Below are 14,540 nucleotides of genomic sequence, written 5' to 3' on the forward strand. Positions count from 1 at the left end.
GCGCGTCATGCGGCCGGCGCGGGCGCGGCCGCTGCGCTGCCCGGTGCCGCCGCGCCCGCGCCGGCGCCAGGCGTCGCGGCAGCCCCCGTGCCGGCGCCCGTGCCCGCCGCGGGCGTCGCGGCGCCTGCCGCCCCGGCCGGCGCGCGTGCGCCGCCGGCGCCGCGTCCCGGCACTGCCGCGAGCTGCAGTTGCGCGATCTGTGCGGGATCGACCATCTTCTCGAGCGGGAAATAGTCGCTCTTGAAATTCACGTCGACGGTGCCCGCGAGCGTCGCCTTGACCTTCAGCGACTCGTCCTGCGTGTCGGACGCCGCACTCATCGCGGTGATGATCGGCGTCTCGGTGTACTTGTACGTGCCCTTCGTGTACCAGCTCGAATCGCGATCCTGCTGGTCGGGGCTCTGGCTCGAATCCTGGCTGCCGTCGCCCGAGCCCTGGCTGGCGCCACGGTCGTACGACCCTTCGGATCCGTAGGACTTCTGCACGTTGCCGGACTGGTCGCGCGCGTAGTCGTACGCGGTCGCGCTGCGGCGCAGCTTGCGCGAATCCTGCGCCTGGAAGTCGTACATGATCTTCGCCGAGATCCGCCCGTCGGTCACGACGATCCGGTTGATGCCCATCAGCACCATCGTCGCGAGCAGTTGCTGGCGGCCCGTCGCGACGTGCGTGCGCGCCGCTTCGACGAGCGCGCGCTCGTTGTCGTCGTCCTCGGTGTCGAGGCTCGCGATCTTCGTGCCCGTCGACGCCAGCTTGTCGTTCACGCGCTTGAGCGCCGAATCCTCGTCGACGTCGTCGCGCAGTTGCAGGCGCGGCTGCGACTGCCCGTCGCTGTCGTCGCTAACGCCGATCTGGAAGACGTCCGGGAACTGCTCGACGAGATGGCCGCGGCCCTGGTTCGGCGTGACGTTGTCGTCGCGGAAGTTGTCGAGCGACTGCGCGACGCTCGCCACCAGCTTGCCGTAGGCCTCCATCTGCTCGATCGACGACTGCACGATCGCATGGAACACGCCCTGGATCAGCTTCGCGACGAAGGTCGGGAAATTGACCTTCTGCAGGAACAGCCCCGCGACCTCTGCGCCTTCGCGCGCGGCGCCGGCCCTGAACTTCTGCGCGCCGATCGCCTGCACCGCCTGCCGGTCGGTCTGGTACTGGTCGGCGCCGGGCGGGTTGTCGAGCGCCTGCGCGCTGACGCGGCTGTTCGCGAGCGTGTGACCGGGAATGCCTTCCGGCGCCGCCAGGTAGTCGGCGATTTGCGCGGTGTCGTGCGCGATCTGCTGCTGGATATGGCCGGGCAGGCGCCGGAACGCCAGGCTCTGCTGCAGCAGATCCTTGACCGCATGGCGCACCTCGGCGCGCGGGACGGCCGCCGGAGCCGGGCCGGTGCTCGCATGCGCGCCGCGCTCGGGCTGGACGTGGTTCATGGTTGGCCTCGCTGGGCGATGGGTGTCAGGTGCCGGCGTCCTCGGGTTCGCGGCGCGCCTCCATCCGGTCGCTGATCTCGAACTCGACCGGCCGCAGATAGAGGCTCACGCGCGGCGGCGAATGCGCGGCCGCGTGGATGCTGAGCACGGAGAAATGGCCGGGCCAGTCTTCCCGCTCCGGCGTGAACGCGCGCAGCCAGCGGCCCAGCGCCTGCAGTTCGCGCGGCCGCTCGGTCAGGCCCAGCGCGAGCAGGTCGAGGAAATTCGCGGGCACGTCGGGCACCATCCCGAGCAGCACGTAGATCTCGAACTCGGGGCCGTCGTCGGTATGGCCGATCGCGAGCAGCACCGAGCGCTCGGGCAGGTCGAAGCGGCCGCCGAGCGCCACGCCGAGGATCTGCATGATGCCGGGCAACTGATGGCCCAGCCGGAGCTGTTCGAGCACCGGGCCGAGTTCGCGCAGGCGCAGCGGCCCGCGATGCAGGAACGTCAGGCGCTGTTGGCCGCGCTCGCGCTGGCAGCCGATCGTCGTGAACAGCGGCACGGCCTGCGGCAGCATCTGCTGCACGGCGGTTGCCGCATCGAGCAGCTCGAGCGGCAGCGCGCGCATCTGGTGCGGGCCGATCTCGTAATAGACCTTCGACGTAAACAGCCCGTCCCGGTCGAACGAATTGCCGAAGAACGCGCCGTAGTTCAGCATCGTGCCCGAGCCGGCCGTGCGCCACTCCTCGCTGCGCTGGTCGAACCAGCGCAGCGCGTCGGGCCCGAAGCACGGCCGCACGAGGCGGCGCATCTCGCGGGTCGCCTCGTCGCGGCGGTCCTGGCCCGACGCGCCGGGGCCGAGCGGCTCGATCGTGAAGCGCAGCACGCCGGGCTGCAGTTCGGAAAACGACGGCTCGAACGGCGCGGTGCCGGGCGTCAGCGCGTTGTCCGCGTACTGGCGGTCGCCTTCGGGCAGCGCGAACGTGCGGTCCATCAGCGGCTTGACGAACGGCGTCGGGTCCGCGGTGCCCAGCTGGCCCGCCGCGCGCCGCAACCGCTCGACGATGGCGTGGGACATGGGTCGTTGCAACATCTGCGCCTCCGTTCAGTGCCGGTAGCCGGTGCCGAGCGACATCGCCGGCACGCCGACCGAATCGAGCAGGTCGCGCGCGATCGACGGGATCTGGATCGGCCGCGTGGTCGTCATCGGCGCCTCGTGCGCCTGCGCGTACTGGTCGACGCGCGTCTCTTCGGTGCCGGTCACCGCGAGCCACTGGTCGCACGCGTTCACGAGGTCGTAGTCGGACGGCGACACCATCGCGCTGACGCCTGCCGGCCGCGGCACCGGGAAGCGGATCGCGTTGTCGTCGAGGATCACGTCGTAGCCGGAGCGGCCGAGCTTCACCGTGTTCTTCGCGAGCCACGCCATGACGATCGCGCCCGAGGTCGCCATCGTCCGGTACTTCACGCTGTTCTTCGCCCCGCCGAGCTCGAGCGTCGCGACCTGGTCGATCACGCCCCACATGTCCTTCGCGCCGTACGACAGCAGGATGTCCGGATCCGACAGGAGTCCGATGAAATCCTTGATCAGCTGCTGCAGCTCGGTCGCGATGAAATACGCCATCCCGTAGCCGTGCACCGACAGGTTGTTCGCGATGTCGCGCCCCGACTTGCGCACGAGCTGCTGGCTCACCGGGTTCGGAATGCGCGCGCGCAGCAGGTCGTCGACGCGCTGCTGGCGCACGTACGACGACACCGCGGACACGAAGCGCAGCCACAGGTCGTTGAAGTCGCGGTTCGGCGAGCCGCCGTCGTCGCCGCCCGGCACGCCGAGCGTGCGCGCATAGAAGCTGCGCCGCTCGGCCTCGGAGATGCGGTTCGGCGTGTTCTTCCAGTATGCGTACAGGTAGTCGCCGGCCTTGCCGCGGCCGATCGGCAGCACGCCGTTCTGGAACAGCTCGGCGAGCTTGTCGACCACCTGGAACACCTTCAGCTCCTCGAACATCGCGGAGAAGTACGCGGGCTGCATCGCGCGGATGTTGTCGGCGATGATCTCGGTGTTGGTCGACGCCTCGAGGTCCGGCAGGTCGATGCTGATCTGCGACGTCGGCCCGCCGTTCGAGACGTTCTGCACCGCATCGAGCGCCTCGTTGACCTTGCGCGTGAGCTGCGGCTCGCGCTCGTCGATCCCGCGCCCGATCAGGATGCGCAGCACCTGTGCATATTCGGTCGCGTCGACCTCGAAGGAGCCGTTGGTCGCGCCGATCGTGACGAGAATCGGGAACACCAGCGTCGCGAGCGCCTTGCAGCCGTTGAACTCGCCCATCGCCTTGAAATAGGCCTCGCTGAAAGCCCGGTAGACCGGGTCCGACGTGTCGATGCCGAGGATCCGCGACGGATCGGTCAGGTGCGACAGGATCGGCGGCAGGCCGCGCGGCGACGCCGCGTTCGGCACCATCTTCGCGAGCTGGCTCGGCGTGATTTCGGTCAGCAGGATGTCCGGCGGCTGCACGCTGTCGGCCGACAGGTAGCCGTACACGGCGGCCATCTGCACGCCGTCGTCCGGATAGCTGGCGGGGTCGCCCGCGGGGCTGCCGGCGTCCATCCCGAACGCGTTGGTGCCGTCGGCCTGCATCGCGGGCTGGATCTGCAGCGCGCTGAAATCGAGGCCGTTCACCGGATCGCTCGTCGTGTTGTAGCTCGCGATCGCGATATACAGCGGATCGAACAGCGGCGGCTCGACCTTGGACAGCCATTGCGTGATGCGCGCCAGTTCCGCGAGTTCCTGCGGCATCAGCGCGCGCTGCTGCGCGACCTGGTTCAGCTCGGATTGCCGCCCCTCGAGCGTCAGCCGCTTCGCCGCATCCGCCGAGCCCAGGTCGGTGAAGATCACCTGTGTGGCCATGGTCATGCTCCTTTCGATTTGATGTCGACCCGATCCGGCGCTTCAGCGCCCGGTCGGGTCCCATGCAAGGCTGATACGTCGATTCAATCCCGCCCCGCTGCAGTGCCGATCCGCCGCTCGATGCCCGACGAACCCGTCTCCGCGCTGTGCCGCGACTCCCCACCCGGCGCGGATTCGGTGGGTGCTCCGGCCGGCGTGACCGGCTATCCGTCGTCGGCGTCCGCGTCGTCCTCTTCGCGATCGATCCGCCGGTCGAGCGCCGCGAGCGCCGCGCGCACGTCGAGCACGCCGCTGCCGTAGCCCGGCGCGCTCCCGCCCGGAAACGGGCTCGCGCTTTCGACGAGGAGCGCGCGGAGCGTCGCGCCGTCGATCGGGCTGGCGCGCCGCTCCGCGCGGCTGACGAGCAGCGCGGCGGCGCCGGCGACGAACGGCGCCGCGAAGCTGGTGCCGGTCGCACTCTGGTAGCCGCGCAGCGCGGCGGTGACGATCCGCTCGCCGGGCGCGCACAGCGCGACGTGCGCGCCCGACGTCGTGAAATGCGCGGGCCGGCCGGACGCGTCCACCGCGCCGACCGCGATCACGCCGTCGAACGCGGCCGGCCAGAATGCCTCGTCGCGGCCGGAATTGCCGCTCGCGGCGACCAGCACGCAGCCGTGCGCGAGCGCGTAGCGCACCACATCCTCGTGCGGCTTCGGCCCGCCGTTCGCGAGCGCCGAATCCGGCGTGCCGAAGCTCATGTTGATCACCTTCGCGCCGAGGTCGACCGCGATCTTCATCCCGCAGTCGATGTCGGCGAGCGCGCCCATGCCGACCGGGTCCGGCCGGCCGGGCAGGCGCGCGGCGCCCAGCACGCGGATCGGCAGCAGCGACGCCGCGCCGGCAAGGCCCGGCGGCAGGCGTGCGCCGCTCGCGCCGATGATCCCCGCGCAGCCCATGCCGTGGCCGACGAACGGGTCGTACGGCCGCCGGTCGAAGCGCGCGTGATCGCCGAGCAGCGTCACGCCCGCCGCGAGATCGGTGCCCTTCAACTGCACCGTGTCGAAGCCCGCGCGCCAGCGGTCGACGAATTCCGGATGGACGGGCGCGATGCCCGTGTCGACGATCGCGACGACGATCGCCGGATCGCCGGTTTCGTAAGCAAGCGCATCGGGCCCGTTCACGCGCACGCGCGGCGCCCACGCGTCGTCGAGATCGGCCGCCGCCGGCAGCTCGAACGGCGCGGTCGCGATCCAGTGCGGACACGCGTGCTCGACCGCCGGCAACTGGCGCAGCGCGTCGACCAGCGTGCCGATCGGCGTCGTGCGGTCGACTTCGACGAGGAACGTGGCGGCCATCCCGAGCGCATGCTCGACGTCGTCGTAGCCGAGATGGCGCGCGCCCGGCCGGTGCACGGACTGCGCGGCCGAATACACGCGCGTGACCCGCGCGGCGCCGCCGTGATGCCGCAGCAGCCGGTCGATCGGCCCGCCGTCGAGCCCCTGCGCGGGCGCCCCGAGCCGCCGCATCACGTCGAGCCGCGCGGGCACCGCGGGCGGCGCCTCGCCGACGCGCAGCTTCACGAGCAGCGCGCCGGGCACCGCGTAGCCGGCGCCGTGCGGCAGCCAGGGAGCCGGCGCGCTCATCGCGTCCCCTCCTCCGGTGTGCCGGCGCGCACCGCCCGCGCCGGCGCCGATCCGAAATCGAACGCCTGCGCGACGGTGCGGCCGTTGCCCGGATCGACCACCACCTCGCCAGCCAGCTGATGCGCGGCCGGCGCGACGATCAGCTCGGCGTCGCGTGCATCGAGCACGCTCACCGGCTCGCCGCCGATCGTCACGCGCGGCGTGCCGCCTGCCATGAGGTTGCGCCCGCGGATCCGCATCCACGGCGGCGCGGCCGGCGCGTCCGTGGGTGCGGCATCGCCGCCTGCGCCGTCGCTGCCGTCGCGGAAGATCGGCTCGACGTGCGTGACGAGCGGCTCCGACGCGCGCGCGAGCGCCGCGCGCAGCCGCTCGACCGGCAGGTTCGCCACGCGTTCGAGCACCCGCTCGCCGCCTTGCTCGAAGCGCCTCAGTTGCTCGGCGGTCTGCACGCCCGCCCATTCGAGCCGGCGCTGCTCCTCGTCGCTCAGCGTGTTGCCGACGACGTCGCGCAGCGCGGGCTCGTTGTTGCGCGTCGACGGCAGCGGCGCGTTCTCCTCGATCATCGGCTTCGTGATCGTCGTCAGCGACAGCCGGATCGTGCTCGCGTCGTGGTCGCCGGGCCCGGCGGGCCGGATCCGCACCTCGCTCTGCACGAATTCGACGTGCGTGCGCAGGTCGAGCGACAGATCCTTCACCGCGAACGTCAGCGGCAGGTTCAGGTTCTGCGCCTTCACCGCCATCGCCGTCTGCGCGTGATCGAGCTGCGTCGTCAGCGCCTGGATGAACAGTTCGATCGGCAGGCTGTCGCTCGCGCTCATCGCCGTGTCCCCGGGTCATCCGCGGCGCTGCGCGGCATTTCGCGCCACGTCATCGACACGCGCGCGAGCGGCGCGTCGAACGCGGTCTGCCAGCGCCAGCGCGGCGGATTCGCGAACAGTTCGCAGCCGGCGGCCGAGCGCGCCCACGTGAGTTCGAGCGGCAGTTCGATCACCATCTCCCGCGCGTGCAGCGCGCGATCCGGCGACACGATCGTCGCGTGCGCGGCCGACGCGATCGCGGCAAGGCTGGCGAAAAACGGAGCGCGTTGCATGGCGGCGGTCCTCACTTGACGGCGCCCGCCGGCGCGGGCGTGGCGGCGATCGCGGGCGGCGGCGCAACGGCGGGCACGACCTCGGCCGGCGACGGCAGCGCGGGCGGCGGCGACGCCTTGTGCACGGGTGCGGGGCGCGCATGCCGTTCGAGCAGCGTGCGGCGCGCATCGTCGACGAATCGTTCGAGCGGCAGCGTCTCGCTCGCGAAATTGATCTTCACCTCGCCGAACAGTTCGGCGCGCAGCTCGCTGTCGGCCTGCACGTTCACGCCGACCGTCGACACCTGCAGCGACGGCGTCGCGTAGGTCGTGCTGCCGCGCGTGCCGAGATCGCTGCCCTGGTTCGGGTCGTTCGACACCGCGTAATCGACCTTCGCGGTGTCGGCCGCCACCGCACGGAACCGCAGGCGCGCCGAGATCGTGCCGTCGCGCACGACGACGCGGTTCATGCCGAGCAGCACCATCGTCGCGAGCGTCTGCAGGCGGTTCTGCCCGGCCCGCTGCTGCGCCTTCGGCACCAGTTGCGTCTCGGCCAGCTCCGGCGTCAGCTCCTCCCCCGCGAGATCGAACTCGGCAAGCCACGCGGGCGAGTTCGGCTGGTCCGGCTCGCTGTCGTCCTGCGACGGCGCGCTCGCGCGCGGCACCACCTTCGGCTCGCCCTGCGCGTGATCGAGTTCGAGATCCTGCGGATAGTGCGCGACCAGCCAGTCGCGCGCCTGGTTCGGCGTGATGTTCTCGCGCGTGAAATCCTCGGCCGACTTGGCGACCGCGCTGACCAGCTCGGCAAACGCCTCCATCTGCCGGATCGACGCCTCGACGATCGCGTCGAACGTGCCGTGCACCAGCGCGGCGACGAATTTCGGGAAATCGATCTCGTCGGACAGCGCGCCGGCGCGGCGCGCGATCGTATCGGTCGCCGCGGCTTTCGGGCCGGGCGTCTTCGCGGCGCCGTCGCCGGACGCAGACGCATCCGGCGGCGGATCGGCCGGCGTGCCGGGGTCCGCCGGTGCGGACGCCGGTGCAAAGCGATGCAGATCGAGCGGCGTACCCAGCGCGCCGGCGGTCGCCGCGGCACCGCCGAGCCCGCGATGGATTCGGTCGAGATCGGCGAGGATGCCCTGCCGCGCGTGAGCGGGCAGATCCCGGAACGCCGCGGATCGATGCAGCGACGAACCGAGGTTCGCCGTCAGCGCGCGCGCGGCCTCGACCTCCGCCGACTCGTCGGCGGCGGTGGCGGTGGCGGACGCCCGCGCGGTGCGGCGAACGGGTGGCGGGGGTGCGGGGAGCATGACCATGATTGCCGGGAGGGGCCGGTTCCTCGCTCAGGCCGCGAGCGCGGCCCAATGGCTCGCCTGCTCGTAGGTGCCGTCGCCGAACAGGTGCAGCTCGGTGGTCGCCTCGTGGACCGACGCGTCGGGCTCGACGAAGCGGTACGCGAAATGCACGCGCAGCGCGCCGAACAACGGCTTGCCGGGCGGATAGCGCTGCGGGTCGTCCTCGATGCGCGCCGTGACGTGCAGCGTGTGCCCCGGCGCGTCGCTCGCGCCGACGTTGACGATCTGCACGTCGCCGACCGAGCGGCCGTCGAAATGCCAGTCGACGAAGAAATGTGCGCAGACGCGCTGGCCGCCCGGATCGTCGAGGTACGGCCAGTCGGTGATGCGGATCGTCGGACCGTCGACCAGCGCACGGTTCGCAGCATCGGCGCCGGCGACGGCTTTCATCCCATGCAACTGGTCGAGCGCCCAGGTGACGCCGCCCGCTTCACCGACCTGCGTGTCGAGCGTCGCGCCCGGCACCGTGCCGGACGCCACGCTCGGCGGCGACGCATCGGCCGGTGGTGCGACCGGGTTCGACGGGACGCCGCCTTCGGCCAGCGTCAGCGTATGCGGCGCGCGTGCGTGCGGGTGGTGCGGATGCGGCCGCGCCGGCGTCGCACCGGCCGCATACGCGAGCCCCTGCGACGCCGATGCATCGCCGCTGCCCGCGTCGCCCACGCCTGCGCCGGCATCCCCCGCGCCCGCATCGCCGGTCGGCGCGCCGGCATCGGGGCTCGCGGCATCCTGGCCGCCGGCGTCGGTGCCGGCATCGGGCGCACTCGCGGCCGGCGCCGGCAGGCGGCTGCGGATGTCGGCCGGCAGCTTCGGATCGTTGTACGCGTACGAGGTGCCGGCGCCGTTGGGCCCCGTCTCGATCCGCTGGATTTCGGACGCGAAGGTGCGGCGCTGGCCGTCGTCGAGCGCGCTGATCTGCGTCGTGACCGGCACGCCGAGCCGCGCGGCGATCGCGCGCGCATAGGCTGCCGGATCGTTGCCCTTCAGCATCGGGTTCTTGCCGTCGTCGGGCGGCGCATAGCGCGACATCAGCGCGACGATCGTGTCGTTCGGAAACCTGCCGATGAACGCGATCACCGCGTCGAAGCCGGTTGCGTCGTCGGGGAAGATCGCGAAACCGCCGTTGCGCTTGCCGGCATACGCGCCGTGCGCGTCCGCCCACTCGCCGGCGGTGATGTTGCCGGGGTTGTGGTTGCGCCACGCCGGCACGCCGCCCGTGCGTACCTCGCTCCCAAACACCACGTAGGTGCGCCCGCCCGATACCGCGACGTCGCCCGGCCCGAGCGGCGGCGGCGCATCGAGCGCATGGGCGCGCGGCGAGCGATAGCGTGCATCGGCGCCGCGCCGGTCCGCGAGGGCAGCCGCCATCGCATAGTCGGCCGGCTTGCCGCGATTCGGCTGGCGGCCGAGCGCATTGTCCGGATGCAGGATCTGCAGGTTCACGTTCGGCATCGTCGCGGCACCTTCATACTCGCTGACGAAATCGGCCCAGCGCAGGATGTAGCGGCTGCCGGTCGCATGCGTGTTCCGGTAAGGCCCGGGCGCGCCGGGCGTGCCCGCGACGCGATCCCACGGATCCGTGATCCTCACGTAGGTATCCGAACCGTCTTCCGCGCCGTCGCTGTACATCCCGGTGACGACGATCGCATGCAGCCCCGGCACTTTCGCGCCGACCCACAGCGGGCCGTGATCCTCGAGCAATTGGCGGAACGCGTCGATCGTGTACGACTGCGGCGGCTCGGACGTGAGCCCCATGTCCTGCGCAAACGGCCCGACCTGGCCGGGATCGAGGCCCGTGGCCGTCGTGCGCCCGCAGATCGACGCGATCGTCTCCGGCGTCAGCGACATCTGGTCGCGCCAGCCGATCACCATTGCGGCCGACGCGGCCCAGCACGAATAGTCGGTCGGTTGCGCGATCAGCTCGACGCCGTCCCAGTTCAGCGTGTACGACTGGCCGCCGAGCGCCATCGCGCGGCCGTCGTGACGGCGGTCCGCATGATGCGGCGCGGGGTCGTGGGCCGGCCGCGCGAGCGTGACCGGCTGGCTGCCCGCGGCGAGCGCCTGCGCGGCCGCCGGATGCGCGCTGCCCGCCTGCTGCGCGTCGCAGCTGCGCGTCGTCACCAGATGCATGTAGTAGTCCCAGTCCCACACCGCGTTCGGACAGGTCGCGTGCGACGTGTGCGGATCGGCCTCCGCGTGGCCGAGGATATGCGTGCGATCGACCGCAATACCGTACGTGTCGCACAGCCAGGTAACGAGCGCGGCGGACGCGCAGTATTCGGCCTGGGTCGGATTGAGCCGCCCCGCGATCGCGACGTGCTCGATGCCGATGCTGTCGCTGTTCGCGGTGTGCGCATGCCACGCGACGTCGTTGTCGTGGACCATCTGCACGACCTCGCCGTCGCGCCCGATCACGTAGTGCGCGCTGACGTTCACGTGCGTGCCGTCGGGGGTACGTTGGTCCGGATTCTGGAACCAGTTGATCGTGCTGCGTGTGGTCGCGGCCTCGGTGATGTGGATCACGACACGCGAGATCGTGCGCGTGCCGGTCACGTGGCGGTAGTTGACGGACGCCGCCGGCACGAAGCGGCTTGCCTGCGGATAATCGGGCACGTCGGCGCCGAGCGCGCTTGCGCTCGCGGCCGTGCCGCCGCCTGCCGAGTCGTCAGGAATCGGCCAGTCGATCGCGTGCGTCGGCGCGTCGTCGTCCGCGGCGGACGCGGCGCCGCTGCCGTCCTGCGCGGGCAGCGGGCCGTAGCCGTCGTCGTAGTCGGCCAGCGACGCGGCATGCGCGACGCCGTTCGCGCTCGCCGCATTGCCGCCCGCCGCGGGCGCGGCCACCGGCGTGCCCGGCGACGGCGCGCTCTGGCCGTTGCCCTTCGCCGCGATCGGCGCGACGCCGGGCTGCACGACGTCGCCGGCCCACTCGAGTTCCTTCGGCGACGGCACGCCATAACCCGCCGCGATCTGCTGCCGGTTCGGCAAGACCCGCACGCGGCGCAGCGCGCGCTCGCTGAGCCCTTTCAGGCTGATATACGGGCTGCCGTCGCCCGGGACGGTCGGCGCATCGACCGACTTGTCGCCGACGGCGGCAAGGCCGTAGTACAGCTTGTCCTGGCCGATGAATCGCGCGACGACGTCGGCCGGCAACAGATAGACGGCCTCGCCGCGCGCGGCGGTCACGGGGCCGCGCGCGCGGCTCGAATAGAAGTTCGCGCGCGTGCGCCGTGCGCGCGCATCCGGCTTGAACAGCGACGGATCGGTGGCGATCGCGACCTCGAACGATTTCGGCCCGCCATCCGCGTGGATGGTGAACCCGATCATCGGGAAGCGATCGCTGATCTCGATCCGGTTCGGGCGGATCTGGCTAGCCATGCCCTTCTCCTTTGGCGACGGTTCATGCCGCGCGATTGCGCGCCTATTCGTTGACGGGTTTGATGCGGGCAGCGCCGTCCGGCGCGCCGTCGTATCCGGCAATCGACTGCTTGACGACCTCGAACGGGTCGAGCTCGTCGCCCGCTTCGCGGATCGCGCCATACGACGCTTCGAAGCGCTCCACCGATTCCCGCAGCATCCGCGCGAGCAGCTTCGCGTACGCGGGCCCGGTCACGACCCGGCTGCTCAGCAGCGGCCGCGCGATCTCCACGTTGAACTGCCCGAGATCGATCACGAACTCGCAGAGGTTGTGGCCCACTTCGAAATAGTTGACGTAGCGCCGCTCCGGTGCCCGCCGGCCTTTGGTCGAGGTCTTGTGCATCGTCTCAGGTTCCGCGACGTGAGGGACGCGTGCGGTCACGCAATTGCCGTACCAGCCGGGAACACGCGGTCAAATGCGCGGTGCGCGCGGACCGCGCGACATATGCGACGCGGCGGCGGGCAGCGATGTGACAGGCCGGTGTGACACTCGGCGATCGCGCGATGGCGCGGCGGGTCGCTCACGCACGCGCCGCGGTGATCGCGGCGCTGTCACAGGCGGACCGGCAACGGTGTGACACTGTGACAACGCGTGACGCGCGGATCGCGAACGCTCACGCCTTGTGCGGCAGGCGCTCGTCGAGCGCGTACTTGGAGAGTTTCCGGTAGAGCGTCATCCGGGACCAGCTGAGCTTTTCCGCGGCCTTGCTCTTGTTCCAGTTGGTCTCCTGCAGGATCGCGATCAGGCGCTCCCGCTCGCCGTCGCCGCTGCGCGCGTACGCTGCGAACAGCCGGCGGAACGGCTCGCGCAGATGCTCGACGCCGACCGTGCCGACGGGTGGATCGATGAAGATCGATTCGACGAGATTGCGCAGCTCGCGGACGTTGCCGGGCCAGTGATACGCACGCATGCAGGCAACCAGATCCGCGCTCGGCGCGCCGACCTGCGCGTCGTAACGCCGGTTGAATTCGCGGACGTGGTGCGCGAACAGCTCGACGAGATCGTCGCGCCGCTCCTTCAGCGGCGGCAGGCACAGCATCGCGACGTTGAGCCGGTAATAGAGATCGCGGCGGAACGCACGCGCTTCGACCAGCAACTCGAGTTCCGAATTGGTGGCCGCGATGAAACGCACGTCGACCTTGACGACCGACCGGCCGCCGAGCGGGAACACTTCATGGCTTTCGAGCAGGCGCAGCAGTTTCGCCTGCGCGCATGGCGAGAGTTCGCCGATCTCGTCGAGAAAGACCGTGCCGTGGTCCGCGAGCCGCACCTTGCCGGGATAGGGCTGCTGCGCGCCGGTGAACGCGCCGCGATCGTAGCCGAACAGTTCGCTCTCGATCAGCGTGTCCGGCAATGCCGCGCAATTGACCCGAACCAGCGGAAAGCGCGCGCGGCCGCTCGCACAGTGAATCGACTCGGCAACGCACTCCTTGCCGGTGCCCGTCTCGCCGGTGATCAGCACGTTGGCGTCGGTGCGCGCGACCTTGCCGATATCGATGCGCAGCCGCTCCATCGCCGCACTGGCGCCGACGAGAACCGGCGCATGCGAGGCGCCGCCCGACGATGCGAGCATGTTCGTCGTTCCTCAACGTTCTTCAAAACCGCGCCTAATGCAAGGAGACGACTGGCGAAGCGCCGTCCTACGCGCCATTCATCTGATCTTTCGTGCCGGCATGCGTCAGCTTCGGCATCCCCACCCCGCAGTCGCATCCGACCGACGTTCAGCGCCGGACGCGAGCCCTGTGTTGCGACATGGATTCAAACGGAATGCCTGCTTTACCCCGAAAACCTGCACAGAGGAAACAGGTTGAGCATAGGCGAGTTGATCCGATTTTCAACCTCGATTCCGTCGCGCCGCGCATGCACCAGCGACGGGCCGGACCGCACGCCCGGCAATGCGCGCGCGCCGGATCGATGGCGGTTGCACGCGCATGCCTGCGCCAATGGCGACCGTGTTTCCGCGAACGATTTTCGCCGCGCTTTTTCAGACGAATTCCAAAGCCGCTGCATAAAACCACGCGACAATGGCGCGGACCGGCGACGCGGACGGGTCATCATTGCGTCTCCGCTGCCGGGGCCTGTCCTGCAGACTCCGCGGCATCGAAGTCGCAGTCGCGGCCGGAATTTCAGGGCGCCAGCAAACCGGACCGTTAGTTGCATTCAGGAAAGCGGGGATACGCTTCCGCGGGCGTCGCTCCGCTGCCGCCCGGCTGTCCTATACTGGCCGCAGCAGACCGACCGACCGCCGCACCGACACACCGGCACGGCCGCCGACTCTTTCCGGAGCAACGCATGCATTACCAGCTGATTTACGAACTCGTCGACGATTACCTGTCCCGTCGCGAACCGTTCCGTGCCGAACACCTCGCACTCGCCCAGGCCGCGACCGCACGCGGCGAACTCGTGCTCGCCGGCGCGCTGTCGGACCCGGCAGACCAGGCCGTGCTCGTGTTCGAAGGCGATTCGCCGGAGGCGGCCGAGTCGTTCGCGCGCGCCGATCCGTATGTGCAGAACGGCCTCGTGAAATCGTGGCGCGTGCGTCCGTGGCGCGTGGTGGTCGGCAAGCACGCGCGCTAGGGCCTGTTCACGCTAATAACGGGCTTGCGCTGGCCACCAGAAGGGCCGAGCGCAAGGACTGCGACGAAGCGAATACTCGACGTATTCGCAAGGAGCATGACGCAGCGATCGGCCCTTCTGGTGGCCAGCCCCACGAATGATTTTTTCCAAACAGGGGAACGTGCCTTGCCGGCCGCATTGCGGCGTCGCACGTC

General features: G+C 70.6%; 12 protein-coding genes. 1 reads left to right on the plus strand and 11 read right to left on the minus strand.

Going from position 1 to position 14,540, the window contains the following annotated elements:
- Positions 1–5 precede the first annotated feature (5 nt).
- The 11 genes from LXM88_RS14080 to LXM88_RS14130 all read right to left on the minus strand — a co-directional run bounded on the left by LXM88_RS14080 (position 6) and on the right by LXM88_RS14130 (position 13,827).
- On the minus strand, positions 6–1,421 hold the full coding sequence (locus LXM88_RS14080) for a hypothetical protein (protein WP_262531796.1): 1,416 nt from the start codon (positions 1,419–1,421) through the stop codon (positions 6–8).
- 25 nt (positions 1,422–1,446) lie between these two features.
- Positions 1,447–2,481 carry a hypothetical protein gene (locus LXM88_RS14085; protein ID WP_262531797.1) on the minus strand — a complete coding sequence of 345 codons (1,035 nt, stop codon included), beginning with the start codon at positions 2,479–2,481 and terminating at the stop codon, positions 1,447–1,449.
- A gap of 27 nt (positions 2,482–2,508) precedes the next feature.
- Complete coding sequence (locus tag LXM88_RS14090) at positions 2,509–4,314, minus strand: hypothetical protein (RefSeq protein WP_262531799.1); 1,806 nt, start codon at positions 4,312–4,314, stop codon at positions 2,509–2,511.
- Positions 4,315–4,511: 197 nt separating this feature from the next.
- Complete coding sequence (locus LXM88_RS14095) at positions 4,512–5,930, minus strand: S8 family peptidase (RefSeq protein WP_262531800.1); 1,419 nt, start codon at positions 5,928–5,930, stop codon at positions 4,512–4,514.
- Entirely contained in the window at positions 5,927–6,748 is an 822-nt protein-coding gene (locus tag LXM88_RS14100; RefSeq protein WP_262531801.1) for a hypothetical protein, read from the minus strand. The genes LXM88_RS14095 and LXM88_RS14100 overlap by 4 nt, the downstream gene beginning before the upstream one ends.
- Positions 6,745–7,020, minus strand: coding sequence for a hypothetical protein (locus LXM88_RS14105; protein WP_262531802.1), 276 nt, complete (start codon positions 7,018–7,020; stop codon positions 6,745–6,747). Before LXM88_RS14105 ends, LXM88_RS14100 begins: the two co-directional genes overlap by 4 nt.
- Before the next feature lie 11 nt (positions 7,021–7,031).
- Complete coding sequence (locus LXM88_RS14110; protein ID WP_262531803.1) at positions 7,032–8,309, minus strand: hypothetical protein; 1,278 nt, start codon at positions 8,307–8,309, stop codon at positions 7,032–7,034.
- Between the two features lie 33 nt (positions 8,310–8,342).
- Entirely contained in the window at positions 8,343–11,729 is a 3,387-nt protein-coding gene (locus LXM88_RS14115; protein ID WP_262531804.1) for an N-acetylmuramoyl-L-alanine amidase, read from the minus strand.
- Positions 11,730–11,772: 43 nt separating this feature from the next.
- Positions 11,773–12,111 (minus strand): DUF3467 domain-containing protein, encoded by a 339-nt coding sequence (locus tag LXM88_RS14120; protein WP_262531805.1) that lies wholly within the window; start codon positions 12,109–12,111, stop codon positions 11,773–11,775.
- Positions 12,112–12,382: 271 nt separating this feature from the next.
- A complete protein-coding gene (locus tag LXM88_RS14125) occupies positions 12,383–13,342 on the minus strand; it encodes a sigma-54 interaction domain-containing protein (RefSeq protein ID WP_262531806.1) in 960 nt (319 codons plus the stop codon).
- Positions 13,343–13,545: 203 nt separating this feature from the next.
- On the minus strand, positions 13,546–13,827 hold the full coding sequence (locus tag LXM88_RS14130) for a hypothetical protein (RefSeq protein WP_262531807.1): 282 nt from the start codon (positions 13,825–13,827) through the stop codon (positions 13,546–13,548).
- A 234-nt stretch (positions 13,828–14,061) separates the two neighbouring features.
- On the opposite strand from LXM88_RS14130, the gene LXM88_RS14135 reads away from it, so the two are divergent.
- On the plus strand, positions 14,062–14,346 hold the full coding sequence (locus LXM88_RS14135; protein ID WP_262531808.1) for a YciI-like protein: 285 nt from the start codon (positions 14,062–14,064) through the stop codon (positions 14,344–14,346).
- The last annotated feature ends 194 nt before the right edge of the window (positions 14,347–14,540 follow it).

Source organism: Burkholderia sp. S-53, from assembly GCF_025560745.1.
Lineage (GTDB): Bacteria > Pseudomonadota > Gammaproteobacteria > Burkholderiales > Burkholderiaceae > Burkholderia > Burkholderia pyrrocinia.

Bases quoted from the DNA above. Each gene is read 5' to 3' on its own strand.
- LXM88_RS14120 (WP_262531805.1), bottom strand. From the start codon at position 12,111: ATGCACAAGACCTCGACCAAAGGCCGGCGGGCACCGGAGCGGCGCTAC.
- LXM88_RS14110 (WP_262531803.1), bottom strand. From the start codon at position 8,309: ATGCTCCCCGCACCCCCGCCACCCGTTCGCCGCACCGCGCGGGCGTCC.
- LXM88_RS14085 (WP_262531797.1), bottom strand. From the start codon at position 2,481: ATGTCCCACGCCATCGTCGAGCGGTTGCGGCGCGCGGCGGGCCAGCTG.
- LXM88_RS14135 (WP_262531808.1), top strand. From the start codon at position 14,062: ATGCATTACCAGCTGATTTACGAACTCGTCGACGATTACCTGTCCCGT.
- LXM88_RS14115 (WP_262531804.1), bottom strand. From the start codon at position 11,729: ATGGCTAGCCAGATCCGCCCGAACCGGATCGAGATCAGCGATCGCTTC.
- LXM88_RS14125 (WP_262531806.1), bottom strand. From the start codon at position 13,342: ATGCTCGCATCGTCGGGCGGCGCCTCGCATGCGCCGGTTCTCGTCGGC.
- LXM88_RS14080 (WP_262531796.1), bottom strand. From the start codon at position 1,421: ATGAACCACGTCCAGCCCGAGCGCGGCGCGCATGCGAGCACCGGCCCG.
- LXM88_RS14130 (WP_262531807.1), bottom strand. From the start codon at position 13,827: ATGATGACCCGTCCGCGTCGCCGGTCCGCGCCATTGTCGCGTGGTTTT.
- LXM88_RS14090 (WP_262531799.1), bottom strand. From the start codon at position 4,314: ATGACCATGGCCACACAGGTGATCTTCACCGACCTGGGCTCGGCGGAT.
- LXM88_RS14095 (WP_262531800.1), bottom strand. From the start codon at position 5,930: ATGAGCGCGCCGGCTCCCTGGCTGCCGCACGGCGCCGGCTACGCGGTG.
- LXM88_RS14105 (WP_262531802.1), bottom strand. From the start codon at position 7,020: ATGCAACGCGCTCCGTTTTTCGCCAGCCTTGCCGCGATCGCGTCGGCC.
- LXM88_RS14100 (WP_262531801.1), bottom strand. From the start codon at position 6,748: ATGAGCGCGAGCGACAGCCTGCCGATCGAACTGTTCATCCAGGCGCTG.